Annotated in this window: 22 protein-coding genes; 13 read left to right on the plus strand and 9 right to left on the minus strand. The window is 67.4% G+C overall.

Translation table 11 applies throughout. The features are described 5' to 3' along the window. The first annotated feature begins 67 nt into the window (after nucleotides 1–67). Nucleotides 68–2,164 (plus strand): methionine--tRNA ligase, encoded by a 2,097-nt coding sequence (gene metG / locus NO978_RS04985; protein WP_257298428.1) that lies wholly within the window; start codon nucleotides 68–70, stop codon nucleotides 2,162–2,164. Nucleotides 2,165–2,203: 39 nt separating this feature from the next. On the opposite strand, the gene NO978_RS04990 is transcribed toward metG, so the two are convergent. Next, nucleotides 2,204–2,491, minus strand: a complete 288-nt coding sequence (locus NO978_RS04990; RefSeq protein WP_257298429.1) for a GYD domain-containing protein — start codon at nucleotides 2,489–2,491, stop codon at nucleotides 2,204–2,206. A gap of 141 nt (nucleotides 2,492–2,632) precedes the next feature. Here NO978_RS04990 and pyk point away from each other — a divergent pair, with 141 nt between their 5' ends. The 5 genes from pyk to NO978_RS05015 all read left to right on the plus strand — a co-directional run bounded on the left by pyk (nucleotide 2,633) and on the right by NO978_RS05015 (nucleotide 7,288). Then, nucleotides 2,633–4,402 carry a pyruvate kinase gene (gene pyk, locus NO978_RS04995; protein ID WP_257298430.1) on the plus strand — a complete coding sequence of 590 codons (1,770 nt, stop codon included), beginning with the start codon at nucleotides 2,633–2,635 and terminating at the stop codon, nucleotides 4,400–4,402. A gap of 24 nt (nucleotides 4,403–4,426) precedes the next feature. Beyond that, the gene (locus NO978_RS05000) at nucleotides 4,427–4,747 is read left to right on the plus strand and encodes a hypothetical protein (RefSeq protein WP_257298431.1); all 321 of its coding nucleotides are present in this window, start codon (nucleotides 4,427–4,429) and stop codon (nucleotides 4,745–4,747) included. 54 nt (nucleotides 4,748–4,801) lie between these two features. Continuing rightward, nucleotides 4,802–5,374: an NfeD family protein gene (locus NO978_RS05005; protein ID WP_257298432.1), complete on the plus strand. Its 573-nt coding sequence runs from the start codon at nucleotides 4,802–4,804 to the stop codon at nucleotides 5,372–5,374. 66 nt (nucleotides 5,375–5,440) lie between these two features. Continuing rightward, nucleotides 5,441–6,610: an SPFH domain-containing protein gene (locus tag NO978_RS05010; protein ID WP_257298433.1), complete on the plus strand. Its 1,170-nt coding sequence runs from the start codon at nucleotides 5,441–5,443 to the stop codon at nucleotides 6,608–6,610. 60 nt (nucleotides 6,611–6,670) lie between these two features. Beyond that, entirely contained in the window at nucleotides 6,671–7,288 is a 618-nt protein-coding gene (locus NO978_RS05015; RefSeq protein ID WP_257298434.1) for a MarR family transcriptional regulator, read from the plus strand. Here the strand turns inward: NO978_RS05015 and NO978_RS05020 are convergent, their stop codons facing one another. Together NO978_RS05020 and NO978_RS05025 are read right to left on the minus strand one after the other, a co-directional pair. Further along, complete coding sequence (locus NO978_RS05020; RefSeq protein ID WP_257298436.1) at nucleotides 7,289–7,750, minus strand: HTH domain-containing protein; 462 nt, start codon at nucleotides 7,748–7,750, stop codon at nucleotides 7,289–7,291. Between the two features lie 191 nt (nucleotides 7,751–7,941). Next, nucleotides 7,942–8,181, minus strand: a complete 240-nt coding sequence (locus tag NO978_RS05025; RefSeq protein ID WP_257298438.1) for a hypothetical protein — start codon at nucleotides 8,179–8,181, stop codon at nucleotides 7,942–7,944. A gap of 189 nt (nucleotides 8,182–8,370) precedes the next feature. Here NO978_RS05025 and NO978_RS05030 point away from each other — a divergent pair, with 189 nt between their 5' ends. Further along, the gene (locus tag NO978_RS05030) at nucleotides 8,371–10,209 is read left to right on the plus strand and encodes a flippase-like domain-containing protein (RefSeq protein ID WP_257298439.1); all 1,839 of its coding nucleotides are present in this window, start codon (nucleotides 8,371–8,373) and stop codon (nucleotides 10,207–10,209) included. Here NO978_RS05030 and yjjX read toward each other — a convergent pair. Continuing rightward, nucleotides 10,206–10,724 carry an inosine/xanthosine triphosphatase gene (gene yjjX / locus NO978_RS05035; protein ID WP_257298440.1) on the minus strand — a complete coding sequence of 173 codons (519 nt, stop codon included), beginning with the start codon at nucleotides 10,722–10,724 and terminating at the stop codon, nucleotides 10,206–10,208. The genes NO978_RS05030 and yjjX overlap by 4 nt on opposite strands. 232 nt (nucleotides 10,725–10,956) lie before the next feature. Between yjjX and NO978_RS05040 the strand changes: the two genes are divergently transcribed. The 4 genes from NO978_RS05040 (at nucleotide 10,957) to NO978_RS05055 (ending at nucleotide 14,882) form a co-directional block, all read left to right on the plus strand. Then, on the plus strand, nucleotides 10,957–11,919 hold the full coding sequence (locus NO978_RS05040; RefSeq protein WP_257298441.1) for a transcription initiation factor IIB family protein: 963 nt from the start codon (nucleotides 10,957–10,959) through the stop codon (nucleotides 11,917–11,919). Between the two features lie 122 nt (nucleotides 11,920–12,041). Next, on the plus strand, nucleotides 12,042–12,719 hold the full coding sequence (locus NO978_RS05045; protein ID WP_257298442.1) for a type I 3-dehydroquinate dehydratase: 678 nt from the start codon (nucleotides 12,042–12,044) through the stop codon (nucleotides 12,717–12,719). 62 nt (nucleotides 12,720–12,781) lie between these two features. Continuing rightward, the gene (locus NO978_RS05050; RefSeq protein WP_257298443.1) at nucleotides 12,782–13,156 is read left to right on the plus strand and encodes a zinc ribbon domain-containing protein; all 375 of its coding nucleotides are present in this window, start codon (nucleotides 12,782–12,784) and stop codon (nucleotides 13,154–13,156) included. 220 nt (nucleotides 13,157–13,376) lie between these two features. Next, nucleotides 13,377–14,882 carry a hypothetical protein gene (locus NO978_RS05055; protein WP_257298444.1) on the plus strand — a complete coding sequence of 502 codons (1,506 nt, stop codon included), beginning with the start codon at nucleotides 13,377–13,379 and terminating at the stop codon, nucleotides 14,880–14,882. A 27-nt stretch (nucleotides 14,883–14,909) separates the two neighbouring features. Here NO978_RS05055 and NO978_RS05060 read toward each other — a convergent pair whose 3' ends face one another. The 3 genes from NO978_RS05060 to NO978_RS05070 form a co-directional block, all read right to left on the minus strand. After that, the gene (locus tag NO978_RS05060) at nucleotides 14,910–16,088 is read right to left on the minus strand and encodes a 3-dehydroquinate synthase II (RefSeq protein ID WP_257298445.1); all 1,179 of its coding nucleotides are present in this window, start codon (nucleotides 16,086–16,088) and stop codon (nucleotides 14,910–14,912) included. A gap of 212 nt (nucleotides 16,089–16,300) precedes the next feature. Beyond that, nucleotides 16,301–16,672, minus strand: a complete 372-nt coding sequence (locus tag NO978_RS05065; RefSeq protein WP_257298446.1) for a hypothetical protein — start codon at nucleotides 16,670–16,672, stop codon at nucleotides 16,301–16,303. 231 nt (nucleotides 16,673–16,903) lie between these two features. Continuing rightward, on the minus strand, nucleotides 16,904–18,220 hold the full coding sequence (locus NO978_RS05070) for a phosphoribosylamine--glycine ligase (protein ID WP_257298647.1): 1,317 nt from the start codon (nucleotides 18,218–18,220) through the stop codon (nucleotides 16,904–16,906). A 193-nt stretch (nucleotides 18,221–18,413) separates the two neighbouring features. On the opposite strand from NO978_RS05070, the gene NO978_RS05075 reads away from it, so the two are divergent. Beyond that, nucleotides 18,414–19,694, plus strand: coding sequence for a carboxypeptidase regulatory-like domain-containing protein (locus tag NO978_RS05075; protein WP_257298447.1), 1,281 nt, complete (start codon nucleotides 18,414–18,416; stop codon nucleotides 19,692–19,694). Nucleotides 19,695–19,713: 19 nt separating this feature from the next. On the opposite strand, the gene NO978_RS05080 is transcribed toward NO978_RS05075, so the two are convergent. Continuing rightward, nucleotides 19,714–20,232, minus strand: a complete 519-nt coding sequence (locus NO978_RS05080) for a gamma carbonic anhydrase family protein (protein WP_257298448.1) — start codon at nucleotides 20,230–20,232, stop codon at nucleotides 19,714–19,716. Between the two features lie 149 nt (nucleotides 20,233–20,381). Here NO978_RS05080 and NO978_RS05085 point away from each other — a divergent pair, with 149 nt between their 5' ends. Continuing rightward, entirely contained in the window at nucleotides 20,382–20,633 is a 252-nt protein-coding gene (locus NO978_RS05085; protein WP_257298449.1) for a hypothetical protein, read from the plus strand. A gap of 241 nt (nucleotides 20,634–20,874) precedes the next feature. Here the strand turns inward: NO978_RS05085 and NO978_RS05090 are convergent, their stop codons facing one another. Next, nucleotides 20,875–21,912 (minus strand): NAD(P)/FAD-dependent oxidoreductase, encoded by a 1,038-nt coding sequence (locus NO978_RS05090; RefSeq protein ID WP_257298450.1) that lies wholly within the window; start codon nucleotides 21,910–21,912, stop codon nucleotides 20,875–20,877. Nucleotides 21,913–22,146: the final 234 nt, after the last annotated feature.

The raw sequence follows: 22,146 nt of genomic DNA on the forward strand, positions 1-22,146 counted from the left end.
ACGCGACGGGCACCGATTGCTGACCGGAATCAGCGGGTTTTAGGCCCGCACGAGAGTTCACGACAACATGAGCCACGACGACTTCCCGACGGAGCAGCCAGCGGTGGTGACGTGTGGGTTGCCGTACGCGAACGGCGACCTGCACGTCGGCCACCTCAGATCGTACACGGCCGGTGACGTGCTGAGCCGCAGCCTGCGGAAGCTGGGCCAGCAGACGGCGTTCGTCTGCGGGTCGGACATGCACGGCACGCCCATCGCGGTGAACGCTGACGAGGAGGGCGTCTCGCCCGAGGCGTTCGCGACGCAGTACCACGAGCAGTACCGGGAGACGTTCCCGCAGTTCAACGTCGAGTTCGACAACTACGGGCACACGCACGACGAGACGAACACGGAGCTCACCCAGTCCATCGTGGAGACGCTAGAGGACGAGGGGTACGTCTACGAGAAGGAGATCAAGGTCGCCTGGGACCCCATCGAGGACCAGCCGCTCCCGGACCGCTACGTCGAGGGCACCTGTCCGTACTGCGGCGAGCACGCCCGCGGCGACGAGTGCGACGAGGGCTGCGGGCGACACCTCGAACCCGGCGAGATCGAGGACCCCGTCTCGACGCGCACCGGCAACCCCGCCGAGTACAGAGAGCAGCCGCACCGGTTCTTCGAGGTTTCGGAGCTGTCGGAGTACCTGAGCGGCTTCCTCGACCGGCTGGAGGGCACGTCGAACGCCCGGAACCAGCCCCGGGAGTGGATCGAGTCCGGGCTGGAGGACTGGTGCATCACCCGGGACCTCGACTGGGGCATCGACTACCCCGGCGAGGAGGACCTCGTGCTGTACGTCTGGGTGGACGCCCCCATCGAGTACATCTCGTCGACGAAGCAGTACTCGGAGCGCGTCGGTGCCGACGAGTACGACTGGGAGCAGGTCTGGCGGGAGACCGAATCGGGCGAGGCGGGCGGCGAGGTCGTCCACGTCATCGGCCGCGACATCATCCAGCACCACACCATCTTCTGGCCGGCGATGCTGGAGGTCGCGGGCTACTCGGAGCCCCGTGCGGTCTGTGCCACTGGGTTCGTCACCATCAACGGGAAGGGCCTCTCGACGAGCCGGAACCGCGCCATCTGGGCGCAGGAGTACCTCGACGAGGGGTTCCATCCGGACCTCCTCCGGTACTACCTGACGACGATGGGCGGCTTCCAGCAGGACCTGGACTTCTCCTGGGACCGCTTCCAGGAGCGAGTCAACGGCGAGCTGGTGGGGACGGTCGGGAACTTCCTCTACCGGAGCCTCCTGTTCGCGTACCGGAACTTCGGCGGGACGCCGGAGGCCGAGCTCTCCGCCGAGGTCGAGGAGCGCATCGAGCAGGCCGTCGACGACTTCAGCGCCGCGGTCAACGAGTACGAGGTCCGGAAGGCGGGCGACGCCGCGGTGAAGCTCGCCCAGTTCGGCAACGAGTACATCCAGCGCAACGAGCCCTGGAAGCTCGACGACGACGAGGCCGCGCCCGTCATCCGCGACTGCGTGCAGCTCGCGAAGGCGGTCACGGTGCTCATCGAGCCCGTCGCACCCGGGAAGGCCGAGGCCGCGTGGGCCCAGGTCGGCGGTGAGGCCGACGTGCACGACGTGACGCTCGATGCCGCGTTCGAGCCACCCGCGGCGACGTTCGACGAGCCCGCGGAGCTGTTCGAGCAGGTCGAGGATGAGCGCGTCGAGGAGCTGAACGGGAAGCTCGCCGAACGCGTCGCCGAGGCGGCGTCGGACGACGACGCGGACGACGACGGAACCGAAAGCGACGAGTCCACGGACGCCGACGAGGCGGACGTGAGCGACGAACTCGAACCCCTGCTGGAGGATCGCATCGGCTTCGACGACTTCGAGGCGCTCGACATCCGCGTCGGGCGCATCGAGAGCGCGGAACCCGTCGAGGACGCGGACAAGCTGGCGAAGCTCGCGGTCGACATCGGCGTCGAGACGCGCCAGGTCGTCGCGGGCATCAAGCAGCTCCACGACCTCGACGCGCTCCCGGGAACGAAGGTCGTCCTGCTGGCGAACATGGAGAAGGCAGAGCTGTTCGGCATCGAGTCCAACGGGATGGTGCTCGCGGCAGGCGAGCAGGCCGACCTGCTGACGACCCACGACGACGCGGAGCCAGGGACGAAGGTCCGCTGAGCGGGCGGCGAACCGGGCGCTGTCGTCCCGCGTGACGGCTCAGATGTCGGTGACGAGGTCGGCGAAGTCCTCGGTCGGGATGGCCTCCATCGTCTGCATGTCGAGCCCGTGGCGTTCCATCGCGAGTGCGACCCGGAACGCCTCGTCGCGGCCGGCCGCGTCGAAGACGACGACGAAGTCGTAGTCCCCGAGGATTGCGTAGGTGTCCTCGAGCGTCGCGTCGAACTCCTCGGTCTCGACCTTGAGTTCGCCCCAGACCGTGGCGAGCTCCTGCACGTTGCTGATGTTCCTGTCACGGAGCCGGACCAGCGAGATGTACGTGGCCATGCCCGGGAGAACTCACCGGGGGCTTGTGAGTCTGTTGCCGACGGAAATTGGGACTCCACCGTCGGTGGGTCTACGTGACAGAACTACTCGAAACCGAGTTAATCATGGGTCTTTTTCACCCGGTCGGCCGTAACGAGTGCCATGAGAAACGCGAAGATCGTCTGTACGCTCGGCCCGGCGAGCGAATCGGTGAGTGCGATCCGGGAGCTCGCCGAGGCGGGGATGTCGGTCGGCCGGATCAACTCGAGCCACGGCAGCCTGGAGAGCAGAGCCGAACTCGTCGAGCACCTCCGGCAGGTCGATCAGGAGACGGCCGACCCGGTCGCGACGATGGTCGACCTCCAGGGACCGGAGGTCCGGACGGCACCGCTTTCGGAACCCATCGTGGTCGAGACGGGGTCGACGGTCCGGTTCGTCGAAGGCGACACCGCTACGCCGACCGAGATCGGCCTCTCCTACGGCATCCAGGCCGTCAGTCCCGGCGACAGCGTCCTGCTCGACGACGGTCGCATCGAGACGACCGTCGAGCGCGTCGAGGACGATGCGGTCGTCGCACACGTCGAGGCCGGTGGCGAGCTCGGCGGCCGCAAGGGCGTCAACACGCCGGGCGTGGACCTGGACCTCGACGTCGTCACCGAGAAGGACCGTGACGACCTGCAACTGGCCGCCGAGTACGAGGTGGACTTCGTCGCGGCGAGCTTCGTCCGGAGCGCGAGCGACGTGGTCGAGGTGTCGGAGGTACTGGAGGAGCTGGACGCGGACATCCCGGTCGTCGCGAAGATCGAGCGCGCCGGCGCGGTCGAGAACCTCGACGAGATAATCGACACCGCCTACGGCGTGATGGTCGCACGCGGCGACCTCGGCGTCGAGTGCCCGATGGAGGACGTGCCGATGATACAGAAGCGAATCATCCGCAAGTGCCGGGGAACCGGGACGCCGGTCATCACCGCGACGGAGATGCTCGACTCGATGGTCGAGCAGCGCCGGCCGACCCGCGCGGAGGCCTCCGACGTCGCTAACGCCGTCCTCGACGGCACCGACGCGGTGATGCTCTCCGCGGAGACGGCAGTCGGGGATCACCCCGTCGACGTCGTCGAGACGATGGACCGTATCGTACGTCAGGTCGAGCGCAGCGGGGAGTACGAGGAGCTGAACGAACAGCGGGTGCCGTCCGCCGGCGACTCGCGGACCGACGCGCTCGCCCGGTCGGCACGCTACCTCGCTCGCGACGTCGGCGCGGCCGCGGTCGTCGCCGCCTCGGAGTCCGGCTACACCGCGCTGAAGATGGCCAAGTACCGGCCCGGGGTGCCCGTGGTGGCGACGACGCCGACGGACCGGGTCCGTCGCCAGCTCTCTCTGACCTGGGGCGTCGCCCCCCAGTACGCCCCGTTCGACGCCGACGGCATCGACGCCGTCATCCAGAACGCGGTTCGGGCTGCGCTCGATTCCGGCGTCGCCGACAGCGGCGACACGGTCGTCGTGCTCTCCGGCATGATGACCGAGCTCGAGGGCACCCAGACGACGAACACGCTCAAGGTCCACGTCGCGGCGGAGACGCTGGCGACGGGTCGGTCGGTCGTCTCCGGGTACGTCACCGGGCCGGTCGTGCGCGCGCCCGACGGTGACATCTCGGACATCCCCGAGGGTGCAATCCTCGCGCTCGATCCCGGCTTCGAGGGCGAGTTCGAGGGCGACGTGACTCGCATCGGCGGCATCGTCGATGCACGGCCCGGGATGACGGGCTACCCCGCGATGGTCGCCCGGGAGGTGGAGGTGCCCATGGTCAGCGGCGCGAACCTCGGGGACATCGTCGACGGGACGAGCGTCACACTCGACGCCGACCGTGGGGTCGTCTACGACGGCGAGATAGGGCGGCGCGAGGACGCCGGTTCGCGACCCACCGGGGTTTAGTAGCCGCATCACCAAGCGGGAGTCATGGAGGACGAATCGACACGGGCCGGCCCCGAGGACGACACCGGCACGTCGCGTACCGCCCCGTCGGCAGCTGCGGACGACGCAGCCGACGGCCCCGCCACCGCGGACGACGAGTTCGAGTGGGTCGACGACGGCGACTGGGACCCGCCGAACGTCGAGCAGCGCGCGAGCGACGACGCACAGGCCGTCTCGGTCGGCTACGTCGACATGGACGAGATCATCGAACCCGGCGACGTGACAACCGAGAACGCGGTGTTCGTCGCCATCGGCGTGCTCGGGACCATCGGCCTGCTGTTCTACATCGTCCAGCTCGCGGGTTGACTCCAGCCTGCGGCTCTGCGAAATGTTAATCGGTCGGGGCTCCTAACTCCGACCATGGCACCGCTACTCGACGTCGACTTGCTCCCGTTCCTGCTGTTTCTGGCCGGTACGGGGCTGATGATACTGGAGGCGCTCGCACCGGGCGCGCACTTCATCGTCATCGGCGTCGCCCTGTTCGTCGCGGGGCTGATAGGGATGCTGTTCTCGCCGCTCGGCACCGCGCCGGCGATGGCGATAATGGTCCTCGCCGTCGGGCTCGCGACCCTCTGGGTGTACCGGGAGTTCGACTTCTACGGCGGGAAAGGTAGCGGGCAGACCAGTAGCTCCGACGACCTGCGTGGGAACCGCGCGACGGTGACAGAGACGGTCACCGCGACCGACGGACAGGTCCGTATCGTCGAGGGTGGCGGATTCAACCCGAACTACAGCGCCCGGACGGAGTTCGGCGAGATATCCGAAGGGACCGAGGTCATCGTGACGGACCCCGGCGGCGGCAACGTCCTCACCGTGGCACCGACCGACCGGGAGGACGAGATCGACCGGGAGCTCCGACGCGAGCGGGAACGTCGGGACCAGGAGGCCGCGACGGACCGCGACAGCGAGAACGAGGACGTCGAACCGGCCTGACCTCACGACGTGTCGGTTGGGTTACAAACGGGAAGGCTTTTGTCAGTCTCGCCGTGAACTTTAATTATGGAACCGACTCCGCTCCAGACACTCCCGGCGCTTGGGTTCGTCTTCGCGATTATCGGGATTCTGATAATCGTCGCCCTGGCGTCGGCGGTCAAGATCGTCCAGCCGACTGAGAAGCGGACGCTCACGGTCCTCGGGCAGTACCGCGGACTGCTCGAACCGGGCATCCACTTCGTCCCGCCCTTCGTCTCCAGCACGGTGAGCTTCGACATGCGGACACAGACGCTCGACGTGCCGCCGCAGGAGGCCATCACCCGGGACAACTCCCCGGTCGTCGCGGACGCCGTGGTCTACATCCGCGTCATGGATGCGGGGAAGGCGTTCCTCGAGGTCGAGGACTACAAGAACGCCGTCGAGAACCTCGCCCAGACCACCCTCCGGGCGGTCATCGGCGACATGGAGCTCGACGACACGCTGAACAAGCGCCAGGAGATCAACGCCCGCATCCGCGAGGAGCTCGACGAACCCACCGACGAGTGGGGTGTGCGTGTCGAGTCGGTGGAGGTCCGCGAGGTCAACCCCTCGAAGGACGTCCAGCAGGCGATGGAGCAGCAGACGTCCGCCGAGCGCCGTCGCCGTGCCATGATCCTCGAGGCACAGGGTGAACGGCGCAGTGCGGTCGAGAAGGCAGAAGGTGACAAGCAAAGCGAAATCATCCGCGCACAGGGTCAGAAGCAGAGCCAGATCCTCGAGGCGCAGGGTGACGCCATCTCGACGGTGCTGCGTGCGAAGTCCGCCGAGTCGATGGGCGAGCGTGCGGTCATCGACAAGGGTCTGGAGGCACTGGAGCACATCGGGACCAGCGAGTCCACGACGTTCGTGCTGCCCCAAGAGCTGTCGTCGATGCTCGGCCGCTACGGCAAGCATCTCACCGGCAGCGACATCAAGCAGAGCGAGAGCGACCTCGCCAGCAACGACTTCGACGCCGACACCCGCGAGATGCTCGGTCTCGACGACATCGAGGAGATCATCGGCCAGATCGACGAGGAGGCCGAGATGGACGTCGAGAAGATGGAACAGCAGGCAGAAGCCGTCAAGCAGGGACAGGACCCCCGCCGAATCAAGGAATCCGACGAGGTCATCGACGAGGCCGACGAGGAGTTCAGCGGCGGCGACTACGACGTCGCCCAGGATATGGGCGAGGACGAGGAGCTAACCGAGACCGAGTAGCCACCCGGTCGTTTCAAGCGAAGCGGTTTTATCGCTGGAGAAGGTATCGAATATTAGTACATGGGGGACCCTGGCGACGTCGACGAGCGTAAACGGGCCACGCTCAAGCGGTTCGCAGCGGTCGGAGCGGCCAGCCCGTTCGCTCGGTTCGCCGACGTCGATTCGACTGATACCGGCGAGAACGAGGTTCGTGACGCCATCACGGGCTACCTCACCGCCACCCCCGGCGCACACTTCTCGAAGCTCCGCGACGACCTCAAACTCGGTACCGGCGAGACCCAGCACCACCTCCGCCGACTCGCCGACGACGGGAGCGTCGAGGTGTACCGCGACGGCGACTACAAGCGGCTCTACCCCGCGGGTCGGTTCACCGACTTCGAAAAGCGGGCGCTCGGCTATCTGCGCCGCGAGACGCCCCGCGGCATGCTGGTCGAACTGCTCCGGACGCCGGAGGCGACTGGCAGTCACCTCGCAGACGTTCTCGGCGTCTCCCGGCCGACGGTCAGCAAGTACGCGGGCGAACTCGACGATGCGGGCCTCCTCTCGCGCGAGGACGGCTACCGGGTCGAACGCCCCGAGACGGTGCTGATGCTCGTCGTCAGGTACGCGGACTCGTTCGACGAAAGCGCGGCGGGTCTGGCGGCGGAGGCGGACTCGCTGGTCCGCTTCGACGGCTGATCACGCGACAGTCGGCGTCGGCAGTTTCTCGCCGACCAGATGGTCGGCATCCTCGTCGAGTGCCGACAGGTACGTCAGCACGCTGACGTGGTCCGACTCGCCGCGACAGCACGGTAGCACGGCGGCGATGTCGTCGCCCCGGCGGACCACGGTACAGACAAGCGGCGTGACGAGCGTCTCGATGTGGTCGCCGGTGATGGCGTTGTTCTCGATGCGGTGCGAGAACGCTGGCTCGAGCGTGACCCCTGCACGCTCTGCCCACTGCTCGAACTCCCGGTACTGGGTTGTCACTTCGTTGGGCACGGTCACGTCGACCGCGCTCGGCCAGGTGTGGAGCTCGTAGTCCGCGACGACGCCGCGGTCGACGAGCTCTTCGACGGTCTCGATTGCGTGTTCTCTCGGCCCGGTGACCGACGTGTGCGCCCTGACGTACACGTCGATCGTGAGCGGTTCTGTCTCCATAACTCCCGAACTGTATAACATCATCGTTGATTATAAATATGCGTGGTCGCGGCACAGGCTGCGGAAGATGCTGGTTCGTGGGGAGAGTCGCGGCGTGACTGGGGGACCACGCCGCTCTCGAACGTTGTGTACCGCGGACCCATCAGGGGTCCGCGACGAAAGATGACAGACGATTGGGATTCTGAGCCGAGTCAGACCGTGACCTTCCAGGTCGTCGAGGAGGAGTAGCCCCACTTCTCGACATCCACGTCGAACTCGCCGCGCTGGATGGCGGTCATGTTCGTGCCGACCTCCTTCGCGGTCATCTCGAGGTCGTCACCGATGAGCCTGGACTTGAAGTAGGTCTTCGTCTGCGCGTTTTCGCGGAGGTACTCCAGAATCCGGTGCTGCTTGTTCGAGAGGTCGGTCGTCGCGGCCGTGCTCGTGCTCATACATCCTCGTATGTGAACGACCCCCTTAGGGGGTTTGGTACGCCCGGTTAATCGTCCGCAGTCTGGCGGTTTTCGACCGAAGAGTTCCCGAAACGAACCGCGCTCACCCCCCGGTTGGTACGGGTGGTTAACGTCCCGGGACGGAGCGGTTCAGAAAGTTCTTACCGACGGCTCGCAGAGAAACGGCCAATGAGCGAGGAGTCGGTCTCGGTGAGCGTCGTCCTCCCGGCCTACAACGAGGCCGCGACCATCAGGACGACCGTCGAGACCACGGTCGCGACCCTCTCGGCGTTCCTCCGGGACGACGAGTTCGAGGTCATCGTCGCGGAGGACGGCTGCGAGGACCGCACACCCGAGATCGCCGACGAGATGGCCGCCGAGGACGACCGGGTGCGACACTTCCACGCCGACGAGCGACTCGGCCGCGGCGGCGCGCTCGAACGCGCGTTCCGTGCCAGCCACGGCGACACACTCGTCTACTTCGACACCGACCTCGCGACGGATATGCGCCACCTCGAGGAGCTCGTCGAGAGCGTCCGCACCGAGGGGTACGACGTCGCCACCGGCTCGCGCTGGATGGCCGGCAACGTCGCCGACCGCCCGGCGAAACGCGGCGTCCCGAGTCGCGTCTACAACGGGCTGACGCGGCTGTTCCTCCGGTCGGACCTGCGGGACCACCAGTGCGGCTTCAAGGCGTTCGACCGGGCGGCGCTCTTTGCCCTGCTGGACGACGTGCAGGACCAGCACTGGTTCTGGGACACCGAGGTGCTGGTCAAGGCACAGCGCCGCGGCTTCCGCGTGAAGGAGTTCGCCGTCGACTGGGAGCCCAAGGGCGACACGAAGGTCGACCTCGTGCGGGACGTCTTCGGGATGGGCAGCCAGATCCTCCGGACGTGGTGGGAGCTGTCGGTCTCGCCGCGGGTCAACCGCCGGGTCGGCATCGTCGCCGGGACGCTGCTGACGTTCGTCGCGGTGTTCCTCATGGCGTTCCACTACCTCGAGCCCGACAAGGTCTGGTCGAACCTCCAGGCGGCCGACCTCACGCTCGTCGGCGTCGCGGCGGCCGTCTACGTCCTCTCGTGGCCGCTGCGCGGGCTGCGCTACCGCGACATCCTCGAGGAGATCGGCTTCCGGTCGAAGGTCGGCTTCCTGACCGGGGCCATCTTCATCAGCCAGACGGGCAACCTCGTGTTCCCGGCCCGCCTGGGCGACGGCGTCCGGGCGTACGTCATGAAGGCCCGGCGTGACGTACCGTACTCCTCCGGCTTCGCGTCGCTGGCGGTCGAACGCGTCTTCGACCTGCTCACCATCACGGTGCTCGCCGGGACGGTGATGCTCGCGCTCGTCGCCAGCGGGGACGCGGGTTCGGTCGCCAGCGCGCTCGCCGGTGAGACGGTCGGCCCGCGCTACGAGTCTGCCGCCCGGTACGCGAGCTACGTCGCGGCGTTCGTCGGGACTGCGGCAGTGGTCGCCGTCGTCGCCATCGTCGCCTCGGCGCGGTCGGACCGGAACCTCGTGCGTCCGGTCGTCGACCGCCTCAGCGACGACTCCTACGCGATGGAGGTCGTCGCCGTGATCGAGCGTTTCGTCGGGGACGTCCAGACCGTCGCGGGCTCCCGGCGCTCATTCGCCGTCGTCGGCGGGTCGAGCCTGCTCGTCTGGACCCTCGACGTGGTGACTGGCATCGTCGTGATGCTCGCTGTCGGCATCGAGCTTCCCGTCGCGACACTGGTCGCGGTCGGCTTCTTCGCGGTCAGCGTCGGCAACCTCGCGAAGGTGCTTCCGCTGTCGCCGGGCGGGGTCGGCCTGTACGAGGGCGCATTCACGGCGCTCGTCGTCGGGCTCGCTCCCGGTATCGCCGTCGAACTCGCGTTGACGGCCGCCATCGTCGACCACGCGGTGAAGAACGTCGTCACCGTCGTCGGCGGACTCGGCTCGATGCTCGCGCTGAACGTCTCGCTCACCGAGGCCGTCGAGGAGAGTACGGAAGCCCGAGAGGGTGGTGAGACGGTCCCGAGCGAATCCTAGTCGTCGTAACTCGCGGTGACGAACGGGCCGAGCGCGCCCGCGACCGCCGAACGGAGTGCGTCCTCTCTGTCCACGGTTCCACCGGTGAAGATACCGATGGCGCCCTCGCTACGGGCGACGCCCTCGCGGTCGAACGCGTCGTCCATCACCGGGCCGAGCTCCTCGCCCGTCCGGATGCGTTCGGTCACGCTGTCGGGCAGGCGAACGCTCGGACCGGCGGCGAGTTCGACGCGCTCGCCGTCGGTGACGGCGGCCCACATCACCAGGTAGAGGTCGTCGGTTCCCAGCGGGGCCACCCCACCCTCGATGCCGACGCCGAGGGTGTAGCCGCCGGTCCCGTAGGCGCGGCGCGCACGGTTCGACGCACCGGTTCTGGTCTCGTCCAGCCCCGACGGCTGTTCGGCGACGCCGGAGTCGACCGCCACCGCGTCGACGGTCGCTCCGGGGAGGTCGCCGATGGCCGCCTCGGTCGCCGCGACTTTCACCGGATTCTCGCTGCCGACTGCGACTCGCATATCAACGCGTCACACTGCGAGCGGGATGTGTGTTGTCCTCTGCGGGCCGAAACGACAATATATGAATGTTATGATTTTTATTCACGAACCGCCGCTTCGGCCCACGAATCGAGAGGATACGAAAAGAGTTCCAAAACGTTTATACGTGGAGACTACGACTCGTGTCTACAGTACCAGCGCTTCCGGTTTCTCCAGGCTGAACCCCTGGCCGGCAGCCCCCGCCTTCGCACCCATGACGAACGCACGAACCCGAACACGACCACGAAACGAGGAACAGAGCGACGAACAGACCAAAGACAGCAGCCTCAGCTGCCCCGAATGCGGCGGCCAGGTCCTCAGCGAGGGGTCTGAGACCGTCTGCGGTGACTGCGGCCTCGTCGTCGAGGAGGACCAGGTCGACCGCGGCCCCGAGTGGCGCGCGTTCGACGCCCAGGAGAAGAACGAGAAGTCCCGCGTCGGCGCGCCGACGACGAACACGATGCACGACAAGGGCCTCTCGACGAACATCGACTGGCGGAACAAGGACGCCTACGGCAACTCGCTGGGCTCGCGCCAGCGCGAGAAGATGCAGCGCCTCCGCAAGTGGAACGAGCGCTTCCGCACCCGCGACAGCAAGGAGCGCAACCTCAAGCAGGCCCTCGGCGAGATCGACCGGATGGCCAGCGCCCTCGGTCTGCCGGACAACGTCCGCGAGACCGCGTCGGTCATCTACCGCCGCGCGCTCAACGAGGACCTGCTCCCCGGCCGCTCCATCGAGGGCGTCGCGACGAGTTCCGTCTACGCCGCCGCGCGACAGGCGGGCGTCCCGCGCAGCCTCGACGAGATCAGCGACGTCTCCCGCGTCGAGAAGAACGAGGTCGCACGGACGTACCGCTACGTCGTCCGCGAGCTCGGCCTCGAGGTCCGGCCGGCCGACCCCGAGAGCTACGTCCCGCGCTTCGCGTCGGGCCTCGAGCTCTCCGACGAGGCCGAGCACCGTGCCCGCGCGCTGCTCCAGAACGCCAAGGAGAAGGGCGTCCACTCCGGCAAGTCGCCGGTCGGCCTCGCGGCCGCTGCCGTCTACGCTGCCTCCCTGCTCACCAACGAGAAGACGACGCAGGCCGCGGTCAGCGATGTCGCCGACATCTCCGAGGTCACCATCCGGAACCGCTACCACGAGCTGCTCGAAGCCGAGGACAACCTCGGCCTCGTCTGAGCGGCCGATACCACCGGAACGATATCGTACCCCGAGCCGACACTCGTTCTCCGACGCGGAACGCATCCCCGAGCCGTGCCACCACCGCGTACGCTTTTCACGGTCGGCACGACAGTCAGTCCATGGACTTCGACTCGTTCGTCCTCTGTGCGAGCACGGCGGACCTCGGTGCGGAGCCGGCGGCTCGCGAACACGCCGACGCCGTCGAGTTCCGGATGGACCTCGCGAGCGACCCGCTCGAAGCACTCGACGACTACGACGGCGAGCTACCGGTGCTGGCGACGAACCGGGCCGGCTGGGAGGGTGGCGAGGGGGGTGACGACGGCGCGCGACTCGACGCCCTGGCGACGGCCGCGACCGTAGAGGCGGTCGAGGCGGTCGACGTCGAACTGGCGTCGGTACAGGAGGGCGACGGGCGGCACGTCGTCGAGCAGGCCCGCGAGGCAGATGTGGGCGTCGTCGTCTCCACGCACGACTTCGAGGGGACGAGCGACTGCGAGGCGATGGCGTCCGCGCTCGATGCCGGGCTGGAACACGCCGACGTGGCGAAGCTCGCCGTCACGGCGACGGACCGTCAGACCGTGCTTTCTCTGCTCGCACTCACGAACGAGTACGATCACGCGGGCGACCCCATCGCGACTATCGCGATGGGCGAGGCGGGACGACACTCGCGGGTCGTCGCACCGCTGTACGGCTCGCGCATCGGCTACGCGCCGCTCGACCCGTCGGACGCGACCGCGCCGGGACAGTTCGACCTCGCGACGACGGCGCGGCTCGTCGACCAGCTGTCGCCCCAGTGATGCGGTCGCGGGGAGACGACTCGACCCGAACCGTATTCAGGCGCGACGACGGACGTGAGTGTATGGGACGGATTCGACGGCTCGTCGCGGTGCTGCTCTCGTTCCTGTTCCCGGGGCTCGGCCACGTCTACGTCCGCCGGTTCCGTCGCGGGCTCGGCTTCGCGGCGATGGCGGTCGGGGTCGTGCTCGTACTTGGGCCGACGATTCCGACGAGCGGTCCAGTGGTCGAGCGGGCGCTCGCGGCCTGGGAGTCGGCGTCGTTCGAGACCAACCTCGCGCTGAGCGCCATCGAGTTCGCCGCGATGCTCGACGTCTACCTCCTCGAGCGCCCGACCGACGACCCCGATACTGCAGCCAGCTGTCCGAACTGCGGCCGGGAACTCGACGAGACGCTCTCGTTCTGCCCCTGGTGCGCCCACGAACTCCCCGCCGAGTAGCCGCGATTCATGACTTTCAGGTTACATAGTTTCGTCCAGGCAATGCGCCAGAGCGGCCGCTGGCGATTATGACGACGCGAAAACCGTTATCGAACCGTCTAGCTGGTGGTAGCGACTGGTTATTGTCTCTAGGAAACTCCTAAAAAAGGCGTGCTACTGTCTGAAAATAAGAGGTAGCTTCATACCATCGTACGAGTATCTTGTGGCTAGATACAGGCACATGGAAAACGAAACCTCGGAGACCCAAAATAGGGGGGTCTCGGAGCTGCTGGGGCTCGTCTTGCTGTTCGGGATGGTGGCGGTGGGCATCGCGGCGATACTGCTGGCCGGCTCGGTGGCCGTCGACAGTATTCAGGAGGAGGCATCGGTCAGTTCGGCACAGATGGGCATGCACGAACTCGACGCCCGGGTCGGCGACACAGCCGGCGGTCCGGTGGGCATCGACCTCGGGAGCCATGACGGCGTCTACCGCGTCGTCAGGAACGGTTCGGTCAGCTTCACGGTCAACGAACAGACGAACTGTTCGGCGACGACACCGCTCGGGAGCGTCCAGTACCACGACCGGCGGGGTAATCGACTCGCGTACGAGGCCGGCGGCATCTGGCGACTCGACAGCGACGGCGATATCTCGATGGTGTCCCCGCCGGAGATCGAACACAGGGACGGTAAGCTGTCGATGGACCTGACGAACATCTCGGGCAAGTTCGACGGCGGACAGGCCGTGATGCGGTCGGACGAGACGGACGACGACATCGTCAAGCAGCTCTACGAGGGTGGTTCCGGCTGTTATCCGCCCCAGAACATCACCATCACGGTCGAGAGCCAGTTCTACGAGGCGTGGGGTCGCTACTTCGCCAGCACGCTGAACGAGTCGACGACGGTCGTCGACGACAGCGCAGGCACTGCTTCGGTCCGGCTCCCCATCGACTCGGCGCTCTCGGCGAACACCTCGAACGACTCCGTGACCTCGGGCGAGCAGTTCAACGCGACGGTCGAACTGCTCGGTACGGAGCTCTCCGGACTCAGCGGTGACGATGCTATCTACGGGCCGACGACGTTCCGAATCGTCGCCGATGGCAACGAGTACACGCCGTGGCCAGACGGCGACCCGAACGACTCCATCGCCACGGAGCCGGCCGAAGACGACGTGAACGATCCGACAGAGGGCGAGTACCAGTCGTACCAGTTTACGGACCGTGACCCCGGCACGGCGATCACCGTCCGGGCGACTTCCTGGAGTTGTAGCTGGAACTACGCAGACTCCGAAGATACGGGTCTGGACATTTCTGTCGGCGGTAGCAGCTACGACCAGTGGCGCTGCACCGACGTCGACAGCCAGCGCATCTCCCTCAACTCCTCCGGCGAGAGCTCGAACCTCGTCGTGCTGGAGGACGGCGAGCAGGTGCCCGACTTCGGTGCGGCCGGCCCGGAACAGCGCGGGCTCGACGAGGTTCTCGGCTCGCGCATCGACGGCACCGGCACGCTCCAGCTCGCGCCCAACGAGTTCGTCTTCCTCTACGAGCTCTCCGAGGAGAACGCCGACCCGGACGACGCCAGCGACTCCGACGACCCGGACTACAACGACGCGGTCGTGCTCGTGACCATCGAGCAGTCGTGGAACAGCACCAGTGACTTCTCCATCCGCATCGAGAAGGACCAGATCATCGTCGAGGAAGACGACGACGAGAACGTTCACGCGGTGCCGGCGCTGTCCCGCCCTGCCTGAGCGACGGGGTCCCGGCCACGTCGACCGCTACTTCTCGACGATGCTCTCCTCGATGGCCTCGCCGAAGTGCCGCGCCGTGTCCTCGTAGTAGACGAGCAGCTCGTCGCCCTCCGCCAGGTCGGTGACGGCCTTCCGGCCGTCGCGCGTGTGGACCTTGATGGTCTCGGCGTTCTGCAGCAGCGTCTCGAAGCGGTCGCCGTCGCGTTCGAGCTCGACCCGGAACATCGGGCGTTTCTCGATCTTCGCACGGCCCACGATGGCCTCGCGCGTGTTGCCCTCGATGTCGACGACCTGCACCTCGTCGCCGGAGCCCACCTCGCTCAGGTACTTGGTGCCGCCCCCGGGCGTGCGAACGTACGCGTGGACCGCCCCTGCGTTCACGCGGAACGGCCGGGAGGCCACGTACGGCGACTCTGCCGTCTCGCCGTGGACGAACACCAGCCCGCGGCTCATCGACCCGACGAGCATCCCCTCGTCGTGGTCGAGCAACGAGCCCGTGTCCACGCAGACCCGGTCCGCGCTCCCGGTCTGCTCGACGGTCCGGACCGTCGCCCACGAGAGGTCGAGCTGTTCGCGTTCGGACTCGTCGCGCACCTCGACCGTGCGCCGAATCTCGTCGGGGTCGTCGCTGTCGAGCAGGACGGCGTCGGCACCCAGCTCCAGCGTCTCGAACGCCGTGCGGGCGTCCTCGGAATCGGAGACGCCCGCGACGAGGGAGGTCTCCTCGCCGATGCGTGCGATGAGGTTCTCCAGGGGGATGATGGTCCAGTCCGCCCCGACGACGATGGTGTAGTCGGCCGTCTCGGCGGCCGCCTCGGCGAACCGCTCGTACTCCTGTCCCAGAATGCGGACGTAGGCCCCGCTGGCGTTCCCCCGGCGCAGCGTCGAGAGATCCGCAGAACCCGACAGGTCAGCCGGGAACTCGACCGTGCCGTCGCCCTCGCCCTCCTTCCCGACGACGTACGCGTCGGGCTCGGCCGGCTCCGCCTCGTCCGCCTCTCCCTCGGCGTCGTCGATGACGTCCACGTCGCCGCCGCTCCGGAACGCCGCGACGTTTACCGCACCGAGCTCGCGCACCCGCTCGACGTCCCAGTCGTCGACGAGTACCCAGTCGACGCCGGCCTCCAGGCCAGCGGTGATGCGGCGCTTTCGCGCCTCCCAGTCGCCGACGTCGTCGTCGGCTTTCAGCCAGACTTCGCGTGTCATGGTCGACCCGTCGGCCGGTGGTGGCTTGAACGTGGCGTTCGTGACGAGTACGGCAGGTGTCGGCTGGAGGTGTGAGTGACGACCCACGCCGGCCATCGAACTCTGCGAGTCTCGGACTCCGCGCGGGTTCTCGTGAAGCTATCCTTCCGAGGGCGGTCCGTCGTGTGCCCGCGGTGCGTGAGAGCGAACGGCCGACAGCGCTTGCAGCGTCGTTATCGGTCGAACCGACCGGAGTTGTCGGCCGAACTGATGACCCACGAGAGCTCCCCGGACCGGTCGACTCTGCCGCCGAGAAGCGCCCCGTTCTCTCCACCCGATTCGGACGGGTTGAACGCGACCGGCCCTCCGGTGTCCTCGGGAGCCGAGCCGTCGAGGAAGAACTGGACACCGTAGTAGATCGGCTCGGTGAACACGTCCTCGTACAACGTACTCTCGTTCGGGCTCAATTGCTCCGTTACGGTGAGGTTACGTTGCATAGGCGGAGCGACCGCGTCGCCAGCGACCTCGCCGGGCTCCGCACCGGGTTCGGCTCCGACGTCGGTGACCGCCAGCCGTATCGAGTGTGGGAGGTCGTGGTCGTTCACGAACCGCAGACTTCCAGCCGGGGGAGACCGATCGGAGAGCGCTCCACAGCCGGCGAGACCGCCAGCAGTCACGGCCCCAACAGTGGCCAGAACGCTCCGTCTCGTCAGGGAGGGCATGGGGAAGCATGGAGCCGCGAGAGGGATAATAATTCGCCAGTGTGGCGGTGCCGTTCCGGAGCACTGCTGCTCCTGGTGGACCGGTACCCGGGGTCGTGAATCGTCCGGAGGCGGCTACACGTTCGGCCCCAGGTAGCCCCACGCCTGCAGCCGGTCCCCCTCGCCCTGACTCCAGCGCTCGCCGATGTCGTCGCGGTAGTACATGTTGGGCATGACGATGTCGCCGATACGGCCGTAGCACTGCTCGCGGGCCTCCTGCATCGTCTCGCCCATCCCGGTGACGACGATTGGCATCCCCGACTCGCCGGCGGCCCGCCACTGACCGTCGACGCGCTTTGCGTCCTCGATGTGGACGCCCTCGCGGCTTTCGGTCTCGAAGACGACGGCGGCATTGCGCGAGTTCTCGTCGTACGTCTGCTCGTCGTCGAAGGGGAACGGCGGGAGCACGACGCGGACGCTGATCTGGTAGCCACGATGGACGTCGAGGTCGGGGTCGTTGCCGTGGGCGAGGTCGAAGAAGAACTGGCCGGTGTTGGACCGGAAGGATTCCTCCTGGAGCGCGATGGTCGGGTAGCCAAAGCGCGGCGTGAACTCGAGCGGGTAGATACCGGTCTCGTTGACGATGCAGTTGACGTCGATGCTGCCGACGTACCCCTCGTCGGCGAGCCAGCCCTCCAGCCTGCCCAGGGTCTCCTCGAACAGCCGGTTGCGCCCGGCCCAGAACATCGCGGTGCCCATCTCGCCCGTGGAGGGGCCGATGTTGCCCGGGAAGAGCTTCTTGTGCTCGAAGTTGAAGTTCACCTGGTCGACGAACGAGTCGCCGTCGAAGAAGCCACAGACGGCGACCTCGACCCCCTCGACCTTGCGCTGGAGCTGGAACCCCTTCATGCGGTGTCCCCACGCCTTCTTGTAGGCCTTCAGTACCTCGACCACGTCGCTGCCGTCGTCCTCGTTGCCGACGTACAGCAGCCGCTTGACGTTCTGCACCTCGCCGAGCGGCTTGATGACGTACGGGGCAGGGTGTTCCTGGACGTACCCGATGGCTTCGTCGAAATCCTCGAAGATGTGGTGTTCGATGGTGTTGACGCCATGGTCCTCGAGGACGTCCATCGCGTAGCCGCGGTCCTCCTCGAGCCGGTCGGTGTTCGGTGTACCGCCGACGACGGCGGTGCCCTGCTCGCGGAGCTCCCGGGCGAGCGTGCCGGTACCGATGTCGTCGCCGACCCAGATGTCGTCGAAGACGACGACGTCGGCCCAGTCGACCTCGGCCTCCCAGTCGTCGGTCTTCGGGACGAAGCCGTCGCCGATCTCGTCGTCGCTCTCGGCCTCGATGTAGTACTTGACGTCGTGGCCCTCGCGGTGGACCTGCCAGGCGAGGTCGGTGATCAGTGCGGCGTCGGCGGAGACGAACAGGAAGTGTTTGGAGTCCATGGGTGTGGTCGTGTCGAGGCCGCCCGTCGCGGCGTCCAACTGAGACCCACGAGTGCCAGGCTGAAAAAACGGGCCCGTGATGTGTCCGGAGTGTGACCGATGGACCGACGCGGCGGTTTCGGCAGTTCGACAGGAATTACAGGGTGGGATACCGGAGAAATTTAAGTGAGTACGGGTTCCACTCTGCAACAGCATGCGACTGATAGTGGTACTCGTCGGCCTCTCGTTACTCGTCTCCCCCATGGCAGTGGCCGCCGGCTCCGCGGTGGCACCGGCGAGCGCGAGCGACACCGACGTGACGCTCCGTGTGACGGTGGTGAACCAGCAGGGTGACCCCCTGGGCAACGCCGAGGTGACAGTCTCGTACGACGACCAGGAACGGACGAGCGAGACGTTCGCGACGGGTGAGGCGTTGTTCGACGTGCCGGAGGGCGCGACCGTCGAGATAACTCCGACCCACCCGATGCTCGTGAAGAACAACCCGGTGACGGTCGAGAACGTTCAGGGCACCACCGACGTGACCGTGACGATGTACCCGTCTGCGACCGGGGAGATATCCCTCGTCGACGGGAGCGGGAACGCTGTGAGCGATGCGGACGTCCAGCTCCGGAAGGACGGTCGCACGGTGCTCGCCGACACCGGGACGACCGGCAGCGACGGGACGTACACGACCCCGGCGCTCGAACGCGGCAACTACACCGTCAGAATCACCAAGCCGGGCTACTACGAGGAGCGTCGGACGGTCACGCTCTCGGGCGACACGGACGTCCCCGTCGAGGTCGAGCAGGGCAGTGCCACGGTGGACTTCAGCGTCGTCGATGCCCATTTCGAGCCCACCGAGCCGCTCCAGGCCAACATCGAGATCGAGGACGCGGGGGGGACCGTCGGCACGTTCCGGACCGGCAGCAGCGGGAGTCGGAGCGTCAGCCTCGACGTGAACACGCGCTACACGGTCACCGTCGAGAAAGAGGGCTACGAGACCGTCAGTACGACCTTCCGCGTCGGCGAGCGCGACCGGAGCCGGACGTTCGCGATCGTGCGGACGCCGCGGTTGACGGTCGAGCCGATGAACTCCCAGGTCGTCGTCGGCCAGAGCCTTCGGGTCGATGTCACCAACGAGTACGACGAGCCCGCGGCCGGCGCGGAGGTGCGTATCGACGGCGAGGCGGTCGCGACGACCGACGAGAGCGGCACCACCACGCTCACCGTCGAACAGACCGGCGAGGTCGAGCTCACCGCGGTCAACGGCTCGGTCGAGTCACCGGGCGTCATCATCGAGGCCTTCGAGCCGCGGACCGACGCGCCGACGGCGACCGCGACGCCGAACGGGACCGCGACGCCGTCGACGACCGCGACCACGCAGGCACAGGGGACCACCGAGGAATCGGACGACGGTGGGACGCCGGGCTTCGGCGTGGCCGTCGCTCTCGTGGCGCTGGTCATCGCTGCACTGCTCGCGCGCATCCAGGACTGAGCGGGTCCCCGGGCGTGGGCTACTCGAACAGTTCCTCGTGGCGCGACGCGAGGTCTGTGTAGGCACCCGACGAGTAGGCGGACGCTATCTCCTCCGGTTCGACGGTCGTCTCGGACAGCGGCACGACCGTCGCGGGGACGCCGCGCGCGAACGACTCCGGCGGGACCTCGAACCCGTCCGGGAGGACGGTCCCGGCCGCGACGACGCTCCGTTCGCCGACGGCCGTCCCCGAGTTCAGGGTCGCGTTGATGCCCACCAGCGACCCGGCCTCGACGGTGGCATCGTTCAGCACCGCGCCGTGGCCGACCATGACCCGTTCGCCGACCTCGCTGGCGTGGAACACGGCGGTGTCTCCCACGTGTGACTCCGCACCGACGCGGACGGTTCCCACGTCACCCCGGAGGACGACGCCCGGCCAGACGCTCGCATCGGTCTCGACGCGGACGTCACCGACCAGGGTCGCGTCGCGGGCGACGAACGCGTCTTCGTGAACGGTCGGCGTCGTCGACTCGAACGCGTAGCTCCGACGGTCTGCCATGTCGTTTGGTATCGTGGCACAGTAATAAAACGGTTCGTGTCGAGGGCGGCCCCGGTTCCGTTTCTACCGATTTCGCCCGGTAAATGCCACTCAAACGTGTTTTAGTGGCAACCTTTGGGCGCTCATACCGCGTACACTGGTCGGTCAGGATGGGGTGCGAAGAAACAATCGGGCAGTCAGAGGACCACGAGACCGACGCAGGGGAGTCGGTCGACGTCGTGGGGGAGGGGACCGACAGCGCCATCTGGGTGGTTTTCGACGAGCATCTCGTCGAGGACCGCGTGGTCAGGCCGGACGACGAGCACTGGAAACCGGACCGCGAGGACGAAGAGCTACACGACCTGGTGCTCTGGGTCGACGACAGCTCGACGCCAGTGTACTTCGTCCCGTCGTACACGTAACCCGGCTGTGCGGACCGGCCATCGTTCCCCGTTTCGAACCCTGATTCGGCCCTCGATTCTCTCGTGACGGTTAATGACTCCGCGAGCGATGCTATGGACGCAATCGGGCGGCGGGCGACGACGCAGTCGGTGCCATCCGCGGGTGGGGCCGCGATGGCCGAGGCGAGACTGCCAGCACGACTCCTGTCATAGTCCGGCGGGGCGGCACCCGCCACTGTCCTACAGCCGACGAGCGACGGCGCTACTCCTCCCCGGTGATGCGCTCGCCGACCGTCCGGCCGTTCTCGAAGGCACGGTGGACGCGCCCCTCGCCTGCGACCCAGTCACCGGCGACGTAGAGCCCAACATCCTCCGCACAGCGGGCCTCCTCGGCGTCGATGTTCGAATCCGGCAGCGCGTAGCGCCAGCCCTGGTCGTCGACCCAGTCCGGCTCCGTCAGTCGGTCGTCGTCGAGGAGCGCCGCGACGAGCGAGGCAACGGCGTCGCCAGCGGCGTCCAGCGGCTCGTCGTAGTGCTCGACCGACCAGTCCGGGGCCATCTGGGCGACGAGCAGGCTCTCGCCGTCGGGCACGTGGTCGGGTTTGCACTCCTCGCGGGAGAGCCAGCCGACGGGGTGCTCGCGGTCCGGGTTCACGAGCGCGTACCACGGTCGGTCGAGTTCGAACGGATAGTGCAGCAGCACCGACCGGATGGTCCGGAACTCGACGGCGTCGACGGCGGTGTGGAGCCGACGCAGCCGCTCGTCGTCCCAGTCCATCGCGGCAAGCAGGTCGGCGGTCTGCGGTGCCGGCGGCGTCAGCACCAGCTCGTCGAACGGGCCGTAGGTCTCGCCGTCGGTGTCGGTCAGCGTCCACTCGCCGCCGCTCGTGCGGGCGATGGACTCGATGCGGGTCTCGGTGTGGACGGACACACCAGCCCGCTTCCTGACCCGCTTCGCGAACTGGGTGATACCCCGCGTGTAGGTCCACTTCGGTCCGTCACCGGCACGGCCTTCGGCGATCTCGCCGTCGGCGTCGTGGGTCCACACCGGCAGCTCGATGTCGGCGAGACCGTCGTTCCCGAGTTCGTCGAGGAGCCCCTCGACCCAGTCGTCGCCGCCGGGTTTGATGTAGTTCGCGCCGTGGTCGTAGCGACAGCCGTTCTTGCGTCGGGTCGCGGCACGCCCGGAGATCCCTCTTGCCTTGTCGAACAGCGTCACCTCGGCCGCCTCGTCTCGGCAGGTATCAGCCACGCCGATACCGGCGACGCCCGCACCGACGACGGCGATAGTTCTGGTCATCGGCCGACACTGGGGACCGCGCCCCCATAGTCCCCGCGCCGGACTCGTTGGGAGAGGGTAGGGGAGGCGGCCGATGCGTAGTCGGCTGCACCGCTTGTGCTGCCCTGAAGATGGCGAACAGACGACGTGCTGGCGGCTTCCGGGTCACGCGGCGGTGCGTCGCACACCGGCCTCGGCCGTCGCGTGGCGAGCGGTCAGAACACGCTCCCGCTGGCCGCGGCTTCCTACAAAAAA

This window comes from Haloarchaeobius sp. FL176 (assembly GCF_024609245.1).
Taxonomy (GTDB): domain Archaea; phylum Halobacteriota; class Halobacteria; order Halobacteriales; family Natrialbaceae; genus Haloarchaeobius.